The organism is Microbacterium sp. NPDC055455 (genome assembly GCF_053619935.1).
Genome location: NZ_JBSHLB010000003.1, coordinates 177,336 through 188,591, shown reverse-complemented (window position 1 = coordinate 188,591; position 11,256 = coordinate 177,336). Strand labels below are relative to the sequence as shown.

The 11,256-nt window shown below is 71.4% G+C and carries 12 protein-coding genes; 9 read left to right on the top strand and 3 right to left on the bottom strand.

Features of this window, described 5'->3' with window-relative positions; all coding sequences use genetic code 11:
* The first annotated feature begins 26 nt into the window (after window positions 1-26).
* From ACWGUG_RS10630 to ACWGUG_RS10595, 8 genes are read left to right on the top strand one after another with little or no spacing between them, the layout of a single operon-like run.
* Window positions 27-926 carry a transporter substrate-binding domain-containing protein gene (locus ACWGUG_RS10630; RefSeq protein ID WP_336394821.1) on the top strand — a complete coding sequence of 300 codons (900 nt, stop codon included), beginning with the start codon at window positions 27-29 and terminating at the stop codon, window positions 924-926.
* A gap of 7 nt (window positions 927-933) precedes the next feature.
* The gene (locus ACWGUG_RS10625) at window positions 934-1,857 is read left to right on the top strand and encodes an amino acid ABC transporter permease (RefSeq protein WP_452324645.1); all 924 of its coding nucleotides are present in this window, start codon (window positions 934-936) and stop codon (window positions 1,855-1,857) included.
* Window positions 1,854-2,660 carry an amino acid ABC transporter ATP-binding protein gene (locus ACWGUG_RS10620; RefSeq protein ID WP_336394823.1) on the top strand — a complete coding sequence of 269 codons (807 nt, stop codon included), beginning with the start codon at window positions 1,854-1,856 and terminating at the stop codon, window positions 2,658-2,660. The genes ACWGUG_RS10625 and ACWGUG_RS10620 overlap by 4 nt, the downstream gene beginning before the upstream one ends.
* Window positions 2,657-3,790, top strand: a complete 1,134-nt coding sequence (locus ACWGUG_RS10615) for a CapA family protein (protein ID WP_452324644.1) — start codon at window positions 2,657-2,659, stop codon at window positions 3,788-3,790. The genes ACWGUG_RS10620 and ACWGUG_RS10615 overlap by 4 nt, the downstream gene beginning before the upstream one ends.
* A gap of 1 nt (window position 3,791) precedes the next feature.
* A complete protein-coding gene (locus ACWGUG_RS10610; RefSeq protein WP_336394825.1) occupies window positions 3,792-5,036 on the top strand; it encodes a CaiB/BaiF CoA transferase family protein in 1,245 nt (414 codons plus the stop codon).
* Window positions 5,033-6,079, top strand: coding sequence for a 2-hydroxyacyl-CoA dehydratase (locus tag ACWGUG_RS10605; RefSeq protein ID WP_452324643.1), 1,047 nt, complete (start codon window positions 5,033-5,035; stop codon window positions 6,077-6,079). The genes ACWGUG_RS10610 and ACWGUG_RS10605 overlap by 4 nt, the downstream gene beginning before the upstream one ends.
* Window positions 6,076-7,335: a 2-hydroxyacyl-CoA dehydratase gene (locus ACWGUG_RS10600; protein ID WP_452324642.1), complete on the top strand. Its 1,260-nt coding sequence runs from the start codon at window positions 6,076-6,078 to the stop codon at window positions 7,333-7,335. The genes ACWGUG_RS10605 and ACWGUG_RS10600 overlap by 4 nt, the downstream gene beginning before the upstream one ends.
* Window positions 7,336-7,339: 4 nt before the next feature.
* Window positions 7,340-8,533: an MFS transporter gene (locus tag ACWGUG_RS10595; protein ID WP_452324641.1), complete on the top strand. Its 1,194-nt coding sequence runs from the start codon at window positions 7,340-7,342 to the stop codon at window positions 8,531-8,533.
* A 7-nt stretch (window positions 8,534-8,540) separates the two neighbouring features.
* On the opposite strand, the gene ACWGUG_RS10590 is transcribed toward ACWGUG_RS10595, so the two are convergent.
* The gene (locus ACWGUG_RS10590; protein WP_452324640.1) at window positions 8,541-9,077 is read right to left on the bottom strand and encodes a MarR family winged helix-turn-helix transcriptional regulator; all 537 of its coding nucleotides are present in this window, start codon (window positions 9,075-9,077) and stop codon (window positions 8,541-8,543) included.
* A 120-nt stretch (window positions 9,078-9,197) separates the two neighbouring features.
* On the opposite strand from ACWGUG_RS10590, the gene ACWGUG_RS10585 reads away from it, so the two are divergent.
* Complete coding sequence (locus ACWGUG_RS10585) at window positions 9,198-10,025, top strand: zinc-ribbon domain-containing protein (protein WP_452324639.1); 828 nt, start codon at window positions 9,198-9,200, stop codon at window positions 10,023-10,025.
* Window positions 10,026-10,033: 8 nt separating this feature from the next.
* On the opposite strand, the gene ACWGUG_RS10580 is transcribed toward ACWGUG_RS10585, so the two are convergent.
* Complete coding sequence (locus ACWGUG_RS10580; protein WP_378883438.1) at window positions 10,034-10,450, bottom strand: hypothetical protein; 417 nt, start codon at window positions 10,448-10,450, stop codon at window positions 10,034-10,036.
* 4 nt (window positions 10,451-10,454) lie between these two features.
* Window positions 10,455-11,207 carry a CDP-alcohol phosphatidyltransferase family protein gene (locus ACWGUG_RS10575; RefSeq protein WP_336394832.1) on the bottom strand — a complete coding sequence of 251 codons (753 nt, stop codon included), beginning with the start codon at window positions 11,205-11,207 and terminating at the stop codon, window positions 10,455-10,457.
* Between the last annotated feature and the right edge of the window lie 49 nt (window positions 11,208-11,256).

The following is an 11,256-nucleotide window of genomic DNA, read 5'->3' as shown; positions in this document are numbered from 1 at the left end:
CTCCTGCACAACGATGTGGAGTTCCCATGCGTACCAGCACTGTCGCCTTCGTCCCCCTGCTCGCCGTCGCCCTTCTCGCGGGCTGCTCGGCGTCGCCCGCCTCCGAGCCCGCTCCGGGTGACGACGCGGCCGCCGCCGAGGCGCCCTTGTACGACCAGCTTCCCGATGCCATCAAGGACGCCGGGGTCATCAAGATCGCCGGTGACACGCACCCGCCCTACCGCACGATCGAGGAGGGCGGCGAGATCACGGGGATCGATCCCGACCTCCAGGCCGTGCTGTCGGAGCAGCTCGGCGTGCCGTTCGAGATCATCACGTCGTCCGGCTTGGACGCGATGCTCACCGGCATGCTCTCGGGCCGCTTCGACGCCTTCAACGGCCCGGTGCGCACGACACCGGAGCGGGAGGCGGAGTTCGATGCGGTGGTCTGGATGACGACCCGCACGTCCTACGTCTTCCTCGAAGAGCGCGCGGGCGAGCTGGACGACCCTGAGGCCCTGTGCGGCTCGCGCGTGGCGGGTGTGACGGGATCCGTCACCGAGAGCCAGCTCGCGCGGTACAACGAGTGGTGCGCGGCCGAGGGCCTCGATCCCGCCGAGTTCATCGGCCTCGAGGACAGCAATGCGACGTTCCTGGCGGTGAACTCGGACCGCGCGGACTACGCCGGCACGACGCAGTCCGCCGCGATCGACCTGCAGTCGTCGGACCCGGACCGCTACGGCTACCTGATCCAGTCGGACGAGCAGGGCGCAGGCGTCGACCAGCTCGCGATGTTCATGCCGAAGGGCAACGGGCTGGCCGAGCCGATGCTCGCGGCGTTCGAGGCGATCTTCGAGAACGGCGAGTACGACCGCATCATGTCCGAATGGGGCATCGAGGATGCCGCCGTCGAGGCGCCTGTGCTGAACCCCATGACGAGCGAGTGAGACAGCCATGACCGATCTCACGACGCAGCCGGTGCGCAATCCGTCCGCGGACCGCACGGTGGACGTCGCCGACGCCCGGCGTCGCATCCATCCCTGGCGGGTCGCCGTGGGCGCCCTGCTCGCCCTGGTCACCGCGCAGATCGTCATCTTCCTGGTGACGAACGAGCGGTTCGACTGGCCCGTCGTCGCGGAGTACCTGTTCAACCCGACAGTCCTGATGGGGCTCGGCATGTCCATCATGCTCACCATCGTGGGCATGGTGCTGGGCTCGATCCTGGGCACGGCCCTCGCCGCCGGCCAGCTCAGCGACTTCGCACCGCTGCGGTGGGCGTGCATCGTCTTCGTCGGCGTCTTCCGCGGGGTCCCGCCGCTGGTGCAGCTGATCTTCTGGTACAACCTCGCCTACCTCGTGCCGCGCCTGGCGGTCGGCGTCCCGTTCGGGCCGGAGCTCCTGAGCTGGCCGACGAACGACCTGATCACCCCGCTCACCGCCGCGATCATCGGCCTGTCCCTCCACGAGGCCGCGTACATGGCCGAGATCATCCGGGCCGGTATCCTCTCGGTCGACTCGGGGCAGCGCGACGCCGCCGCGGCGATGGGCTTCAGCCGCTGGCACTCCTTCACGCGGGTCGTGCTGCCGCAGGCGATGCGCGTGATCATTCCGCCGACCGGGTCGCAGGTGATCGCGCTGATGAAGGGCACCTCCCTCGTCAGCGTCATCGCGATGGGCGACCTGCTGCATTCCGTGCAGGTGATCTACAACCGCACGTATGAGGTGGTGCCGATGCTGATCGTCGCGGTCATCTGGTACCTGGTCGTCGTGACCGCGCTCACGCTCGTGCAGCGACGGGTGGAGCGGCATTTCAGCAAGGGCATGTCGCGGGCCGCGGTCGCGCGGCGCACGGTCGAGCGAACGGAGGCGACGGCATGACCGCGCAGGGAAAGGATCTGACGCCGGTGCTCCAGGTCGTCGGGCTGCGCAAGTCGTACGGCGATCACCTCGCCCTGTCCGGCGTCGATCTGGAGGTGCATGCCCGCGAGGTCGTCGCAGTGCTCGGGCCTTCGGGGTCCGGCAAGTCGACGCTCGTCCGCTGCATCGACCAGCTCGAGTCGATCGAGGGCGGAGCGATCTATCTGGACGGCCGGCTGCTCGGGTACGAGCGCCACCGCGACGGCATCCGTCCGCTGACCGACACGGAGGTGCAGCGGCAGCGGCGTCGCATGGGGATGGTGTTCCAGCAGTTCAACCTGTTCCCGCACTGGACGGTGCTCCGCAACATCACCGAAGCGCCCGTGAAGGTGCACGGGGTGCCGCCGGCGGAAGCGAAGCAGCGTGCCATGGAGCTCCTCGCCCGCGTCGGGCTCGCCGACAAGGCCGATGCGCACCCGCGTCAGCTCTCGGGCGGTCAGCAGCAGCGCGTCGCGATCGCCCGGGCCGTCGCGACGAATCCCCGCATCCTCCTCTTCGACGAGCCCACCAGCTCGCTGGACCCCGAGCTCGTCGACGAGGTGCTGCAGGTGATGAAGGACCTCGCCGAGGCGGGCATGACGATGATCGTCGTCACGCATGAGCTGGAGTTCGCCCGGCACGTCGCCGACCGATGCGTGTTCATGGCCGACGGCCAGGTGATCGAGGACCGGCCGTCCGCCGACTTCTTCGACCACCCGGAGTCCACGCGGCTGCGCACGTTCCTCACCCGCACGTCCGCGGCGCCGGCGGGCGGGGTCGCGTGATCACGATCCACGCGGTCGGCGACCTCGTGCTCGAGCGCGACGACGCGCGGGACCTCCTGGCCGCCGTCGCGGACACCCTGCGCTCAGCAGACCTCGTGATCGGGCAGCTCGAGATCCCGCACGTGGCGTCGGCCGAGGCAGCGGTCGTGCAGACCACCGACGTCCCGGCGCTCCCGGGGCCGCCGTCGGCGCTGGATGCCCTGGCCGAGGCCGGATTCGGCATCCTGACTCTCGCCGGCAATCACGTGTACGACTTCGGGCCCGAGGGGATGCGCGAGACCGTCGGGCACTGCGAGGCGCGCGGCATGCGGACCGTGGGCATCGGTGAGACGATCGACGAGGCGTTCGAGCCGGTGATCGCCGACGTCGACGGCACGCGGATCGCAGTGGTGAGCGTGAACTGCGTCGGCCCCCGCGAGAGCAGGGCGACGACGCTCAAGCCGGGGGCCGCCCACGTGGACGTCGTGACCCACTACGAGCCGCGGAACGCGAACCCCGGCGGACCGCCGCGGATCGACACGTTCGTCGAGCCCGCGAGCCTTCGTCGGTTCATCGCGGCGGTGACGGATGCCGCCACCCGCGCCGACATCGTGGTCGTGGCCCTCCACAAGGGCCTGGTGCACGTCCCCGTCGAGATCGCCGCCTACGAGACGGAGATCGCGCATGCGGCCGTCGACGCGGGCGCGACGGCCGTCGTGGGGCACCATGCCCACATCTTCAAGGGCGTCGAGATGTATCGCGGGCGTCCGATCTTCCACGGGCTCGGGAACTTCGCCACCGTGACCAGGGCGCTCTCGGCGATGTCGGGCGATGCGCCGGAGCGGGAGGCGTGGGCGCGGGAGCGACGGCGGATCTTCGGCTTCGAGCCGGACCCCGCGATGCCCGACTACCCGTTCCACCCCGACAGCCGCAACACCGCGATCGCCGTCCTCACCATCGAGGGCGACCGTGTCGAGGCCGGCCTCATCCCCTGCTGGATCGACGACGACGCCCGCCCGGTGCCCGTCGGGCGGTCGGCACGAGGCGACGACGTCGCGGCATACCTGCAACGCATCACGAGCGAGGCCGGGTTCACCACAGAACTCGCGTGGGCCGGCGACCGGCTCCTCGCGCGGACGAAGGAAGACTGACATGAGCACCACCGGCGGCCCGCTCGCGGGCAAGACCGTGATCGATCTGACCACCGCCCTGGCCGGGCCCTACGCGACGCTGCTGCTCGCGAGCCTCGGAGCGCGGGTGATCAAGGTGGAGAACCCGACACGCGGCGGCGACTCCTCGAGGAACAACTCGCCGTACGTCACCGCGGACGGCCTGCAGATGCGCCGGTCCGGACCGGACGACATGTCGGTGTCGATGATGTCGCGGGGGCGGGGCAAGGAGAGCATCACGCTCAACCTCAAGCACCCCGAGAGTCGGAGCGTCTTCTTCGACCTCGTGCGCAACGCCGACATCGTCGTGGAGAACTACAGCGCCGGGGTGACCAGGCGACTGGGCATCGACTACGCCGCCGTCCAGCAGGTGAATCGCCGCATCGTCTACACGTCCATCAGCGGCTTCGGCGCGCAGGGCGTCTCGGGCGACGGCAAGGCGATGGACACCATCATCCAGGCGCTCAGCGGGGTCATGATGACCGCCGGCGAGCCGGGCGATGCGCCCATCCGCTTCGGCCTGCCCATCGGAGATCTCGTCGCACCGCTCTTCGCGGTGATCGGCACGCTCGCCGCCGTCATGGACGCCGAGGCCACGGGTGAGGGTCAGCACGTCGACGTGTCGATGCTGGGCAGCCTCACCTCGCTGGTCGCCTGCGAGCCGTTCGACGCGCTCGAGTCGGTGGGGTTCCCGCTGCGGACGGGATCCGTCGTGCCCCGGCTCGCACCCTTCGGCACGTTCCAGTCCGCAGACGGCTGGTTCGCGATCTGCGCCCCGACCGACCAGTTCGCCGAAGGGACCCTCGCGGCCATGGGCAGCCCCGACCTCGTCGACGATCCGCGTTTCGCCTCGCGGGATGCCCGCGTCGCCCACGCCGACGAGCTCCACGGGATGATCTCGGAGTGGGCGGCGGGGCGATCGTCGGCCGAGGTGCTCTCCGCGCTCGAGCGCAACGGGGTGCCGGCGGCCCCCGTGCGCGACACGGCGACCGCCGTCCGTGACGACATCGTGACCAGCCGTCGCGAGGTCGTCCCGCTCGTCCATCCGCGGTTCGGGCACTTCGAGGGCCTGTACGGCAGCGGACTTCCGGTGGTCTTCTCCCGCAGCTCCGCCGACCTGTCCCGCCCCGCCCCGGCGCTCGGCGAGCACACCGCCGACGTCCTCGGCGGGCTGCTGGGATACGACGACGCGCGCGTGGAGGCCCTGCGACGGGACGGAGTGCTGTGACCAGCGCTCGCCGCGTGGTGGTCGGGATCGTCGGGAACGACGTTCCGCGGCAGGTCGTGCTCGCGGCCGGTGCGCTCCCGCACCGGCTCACCGGCTCGTGGGAGGGAGCCGTCGATCCGGCAGCCGCGCAGCTGCTCGGCGCGGCGGACGCACCCACCGCGCGCATCCTCACCGAGCTCGTCGCGGGGCGCTCCGGCTGCGACGCGCTCATCGTGTGCGCCGACAGCCAGGCGCACGTGCGGCTGTTCTACGTGGTGCGCTCGATCCTGCCGGAGCTGCCGCTGCACCTCGTGGACCTGCCGCGCGCCGGATCCGCCGCGGCCCGGCGATTCGCCCGCGTGCAGTTCGACGATCTCGCCGCATTCCTGGGCGGCCTGACCGGCCGGGCGCCCGATGCGTCGACCCTCGCCGACGCCGGGCGGGAGGAGCGGGAGCTGGGGCATGCGATCCAGCGGCTGCGCGACCGCCGCCGTGCCGTCCCCTCGCGGTGCCACGGCGCCGTCGCGCTCGAAGCCCTCATCGCGTCGGCACGGCTGTCCCCGTCCGAGGCGATCGCGCGGATCGACGCGGCGCGGTCGGACGTCGTCGCTTCAGCGCTCCGCGTGCACGTCACGGGATCGAGTCATCCGGATGCCGCGCTCTACCGCGTGCTCGAGGAGCACGGGTGCGTCGTGGTGAGCGAGGACCACGACACCGGTGACGGGGCATGGCTCGGGGCGGCCGTCGACGCGGCGGATCGGGACGGGATGCTGGACGCCCTGGTGGACCTCCACTTCGACCGCGTCGGTGCGTCGCCCGCTGCCTCCAGCGCGGCTCGGGCGCAACTCACCCGCGATGCCACGGTGACCGCGGAGGCACAGGCCGTCATCGCTCTCATCCGCGAACTGGACGAGGCCCCGGCGTGGGACCTCGCAGACCAGGAGCGGCTGCTCGCCGAGATCGGTGTTCCGATCCTCGCCGGCACCCGCGTGCGACCGGGGGACGAGTCGGAGACCGCGCGCGAACTGGCGACGCAGGCCTCGAGTCGGGCGGTCTCGGCATGAGTGCACGGCTCCTCACCCCCGAGAGGCTCCCGAGCGCCGCGGCGGCGACCGCCTACCAGCGGGAGTGGTTCGCCGGCCTCGCCGGGAGGGTCCGCGACGGCGAGCCGCTCGCCCTGGCCAACGCCGATGCGCCACACGAGGTGCTGCGGGCGCTCGATGTGCACTACGTCGTCAACCAGTGGTGGTCGTCCATCATCTCGGCGAAGCGGGCGGGTCCGGCAAGCCTGCAGGCCATCGGCGCCGCCGGGCTTCCGGACTACAGCCGCCAATACGACGCGCTGCCGCTCGGCGCGCAGAACCTGCCGGCGCAGGACGCGCCATGGGGCGGACTGCCCGAGCCGCGGTTCGCGATCGCCGAGCGCGGCGGGGATGTCACGCACAAGATCTTCGAGCAGTGGGACCGGCGGCCGCAGACCGAGACCTTCCTGCTGTCGCGCACGGCGGCCGTCCCGGCACCCGAGGGCTGGTGGGACATCGTCGCGCACCGCTGGGAGGAGGTGTTCGGGCGGCCCCGCATCGATCTGCTCCAGGGTGAGATCGAGGACCTCATCACGTGGCTCGAGCCTCGGCTCGGGCGACGGCTGGACCGTGCACGCCTGGGTGAGGTGATGGGACTCGCCAATGAGCAGGCCGAGTGGAACCGGCGGACCCGGGACCTGCTCGCGTCGGCGCGCCCGCTCCCGGTCGCGGTGACGGACATCATCCCCAGCGTCATGGTGCCGCAGTGGCATCGGGGGACCCGGTGGGCGGTCGAGGCAGCGCGGCGACTCCACGACGACGTCGCTCAGCGCATCGACGACGGCGCCGCGGTGGCGCCTCGTGAGCGGCACCGGCTGATGTGGATCGGGCGCGGGCTGTGGTCGGACCTCGAGATGTACCGGTCGTTCCAGGAAGAGTTCGACGCGGTCTTCGTGTGGTCGATGTATCTCGCGATCGCCGCCGACGGCTACGTGCGGTACGGAGACGACCCGGTGCGGGCCCTCGCCGCCCGCTTCGTCGGGCTGACCGATCTCCTCTACGTGCCCCCGATGTCGTCGTCCTGGTACGTGAAGGAGGCCGTGTCCCACGGGGTCGGCGGTGTCGTGCACCTCGTGGCCGACGACACCCCGGGAGGAGCCCTGATCTCGGCAGCACTGGAGGAACGCGGCATCCCCGTCCTCGAGATCCGGGGGAGCAACGCCGACGACCGGTCGACCGCCGATGTGCGCGACCGCATCGCGCGGTTCCTGCGCGACCGCGTGCCGGCGAGCGCGTGAGGCGGTGATCCGCGGGGGAGTGTTCGAGCCGTTCGCGAACCGGCGCTTCTCGCTCTACTTCGGCGGGCAGGTCGTCTCGAACACCGGGACGTGGTTCCAAAATCTCGCGCTCTCGCTCGTGATCCTCGAGGCGACCGGAAGCGCCCGCGCCCTCAGCGGCGTGACCGTCGCGCAGTTCCTGCCGCTGCTGCTGCTCAGCGTGCCGGCCGGCCGGGTGGCCGATCGCGTGCGGCCCCGGACGATCCTCCTGATCACGTCGCTGCTGTCCGCGGTCATCGTCACGGGTCTCGGAGTGGCGACGCTCGCCCCGGATGCTCCTGTCGGGGTGCTCTACGCGCTGATCGCGGCGCTCGGCGCGGTGCACGCCTTCGATCGCATCGCGGCGCAGGCGATCATCTTCGAGCTGGTCGGGCCGGGCGAGCTCAGCCGAGCGGTCTCACTGAGCACCATCGCGCTCGCCTCGGCCCGGTCGATCGGCCCGGGGCTCGCGGGTGTCGTGTTCCAGGTGGCGGGGCCGACCGTGTGCATGCTCGTCAACGCCCTGTCGTTCCTGCTGGTCTTCCTCTCGATCGCCGTGATCCGCCCCGAGCAACTGCATCGTCGTGCGAGCCGGCTCCGAGCCGCGGACCGGCGGTACCGTGTGCGCGAGGACCGGCCCCTCGTCACGCTGCTCATCGTGAATGCGGTCGTCGCGCTCCTCGCCCTCAACCTGATGCTGACGCTGACGTCCACCGTCGCCCTCACCTTCGGCGGCGATGCGACCGCCGTCGGAGTCGCGCACACGCTGAACGCCATCGGTGCGATCCTGGGCGGTATGCTGGCCGCGTCGCGCGCGAGTGTGTCGGTGCGCTCGCTCATCGCCGCCTGCGCCGGACTCGGACTCTCCCTCCTCGCGACAGCCCTGGCGCCGGCGCTGCCGGTCTTCCTCGCGCTCGGACCGCTGCTGGGACTCGGCGTGGGGTACTACCACGGCGTCCTCAACGCCGCGGCGCAGGTGAGCGTGCCGCCCGAGCAGATCGGCCGCACGATGTCGCTGGTGACGCTCGGGAACTACGGCGTGGTGCCGTTCGGCGCCCTGCTGATGGGCTGGGTGATCGATGAGCGCGGCGGACCGGCGGCGCTCGCGATCGGCGGGACTGCCGCGCTTGCCTGCGCGGTCTTCGTGCGAGCCCGGCTCGGTCCTAGGCGCTCGTCCTGACAGCCGGTCAGGCGGGCGTCATGCCGACTCCGCTGCTCGGACGGCGACGACGGGCGACCGCCTCGGCCTCGGCGTCCTTGTCGCCGAAGTAGCCACCTGCGAGGGCGTCGGCGGCGCGGTCGAGGATCTCTGCCAGCGTCTCACCGAGATCGGGCCCGATCGCCGCCACCAGCCGGTCCTCTCGCTCCCGCATCTCCCGCTCGCACTCGGCGAGCCGCGCCCATCCGCTCTCGCTGAGGCGCACCAGCCGGACGCGCCGGTTCGTCGGATGATCGACCTTCTCGATGAGCCCGGACGACAGGAGCTCCGCGGAGACGACATGGGCCGCTTGCGAGCTCACGAACGTGCGCCGGGCGATCTGGGCGTTGGAAAGCGGCATGCCCTCTCCGAGCACCTGCATGATCAGCAGCTGCGAGAGTGTGATGCCCTGCGCGAGCGCAGTGTTCTCCGCCGCGCGGTTCAGTGCGCGCGCCAGGCGATAGGCGGTGTAGTTGAGCCGATCGGTCGCGGCAGTCCCGCGAGGGTCTCGACTGATGTCCGGCACACGTCCAGCTTACGGATCGCTGCGCATCGAGTCGCAGCACCCGGGCGCCGCCGTTCCCGCCTGTTCGTCCGGCCCGCCGGGCCCGGCGCCGGTGTCCGCGGCTCCTCGTAGAGTGCGCGCATGGCCGAGCGCGTGGAGCTGTGGTGGGCGAGGCGCCAGTTCTCGAAGGGCCTCGACGTGCCGTACCCGGTGGGGACGTACCGCACGGAATGGGCGGCCTACCCCGCGCTGATCCGGCAGTACCACCCCGAGCTCAACGCGGGCATCACGCTGACGCAGGTCCCGCCCGCGGCCGACGTGCTGCTGCTGTGGGAGTGCGAGGCGGGGCACCGGTTCGCCGCCACGCCCGCCGAGCAGCGCGCGCGTCCCGGACGCGAGCGGCGCCGGTCGGCGTGGTGCCCGGACTGCTCCACCCTCGCCCGGCCGCCGCGCATCATCCCTGCCGCGACCCCCGCGCGCCCGCCTCGGCGCACGCGGGAGCGGACGCTCTGCCCGAAGACGCCCGACCTGCCGGTGGGGGAGCCGTTCGCCAGCGCATGCGCCCCGAAGCCGGCGTCCGCGGTCGAGGCGCGGCTGCGCGCCGACGTCTTCTCACGACTCTCTGTCTCCCAGGGCATGAACGCCATCCGCGCCGCCCGGCCGTTCTTCGACCATCTCGAGGTGTGGCCCGACATCCTCCTGCCCGAACTGCGCGTGGCTATCGAGTACGACACCGTGGGCAGGCACGGCCTGGAGCACGTCGGCGGGCGCGAAGACGCCGATCGCCGCAAGGATCGCGTGGTCCGCGCCTCCGGCTGGGAGGTCGTGCGCATCCGCACCGGCAAGCTCGAGCCGCTCGGCCCGCACGACCTGCAGCTGGCGGCCTGGTCGCGGCGTGGACTCGATCCGCTCATCGACGCGCTGCGCGGCATCCGCGGCAGCCTCCTCGTCGACGCGTATCTCGTCTGAGAGCGAGATCACGGGGCCCGGCGCGTCACCGACTCCGCTGGAGGCACCCGGAACACCAGGAACGTCGTGACCGCGAGGATCAGGATGCCGACCGACTCCACGATCACCGTCTCGGGGACCAGCATGAAGTCCCACTCCTGCGTGATGCCGAAGAGCCCCACGGTCAGTGCGAGAACCAGCGCGAGCAGGGTGGCGATCAGGAACAGCAGGCTGAGGACGGTCGTGAGCTGCAGAAGCCGGCCGCGCAGCGCGAGCATCCCGATCGCCAGGACCAGCCCGGCGACGAAGTTGAGGATGAACAGCACGCCGAGGATGCCGCCCACCCCGTTGAGCGCGAGGTAGAGGTGGATCCCGCCGGCGGCGACGAGCGCGAGGGCGCTCAGGATGCGCATGACCCACAGCACGCGCAGACCGGTCTGGCTCATCGTCCTACCCGCTCTCTTCCGGAGGCGACGCGGTGGCGGCCCTCTCCAGGGACACGATTTCGCGGCGCGCCGGGTTCATCCGGACGAGCCAGACGACGTCGCGGCCGAACGACTCGAGCATGAGCGCCAGTGCCGTCACGACGACGAGGACGTTCGCCCCGAGAGGCAGCAGCTGCGACGCCACGGCCGCGAGGGCGATGCCGCTCGCTGCCGTCACCACCTTGCGCCAGTACCTCGGGGGCAGCGTCGCGCGCATGAAAGGCAGGGCCCAGCCCGCGGCGACGAAGCCGTACCGCAGCAGCCCGATGATCAGCACCCACCAGCCGACGAACGGTGCGACGTACACGCTCAGCACGAGCAGAAGGAACGCGTCGACCTCCATGTCGAAGCGCGCACCCAGCTCGCTCTCGCTGCCGGTGCGCCGGGCGACGTAGCCGTCCACGCCGTCCAGAACGAGAGCCACCGCCACGATCGACACGAACAGGGCAGCGGATGCCTCGCCCCAGAACGACGCGACCACCATCGCGGTCACCACTCCGACGAGCATCGACCGCGTCGCGGTGACGGCGTTGGCCGCCCCGAACCGCTCGGCTCGGCGGCGGCGCAGCGCCACGGTCAGCAGCAGCGTGGACACGACGAGGTAGCCGATGCCCGCTGCCCATGCCGGCGGCGGGAGGGGGACGACGACGCCGACCGGGACGAGCAGCACGCAGCCGCCCACGGCCCACCACCACGGCGTCCACTGAACTTTTCGCATCCGCTCCCCGTGTTCCCATCATGGCGGTCACCGGGAACACGACGAAGAC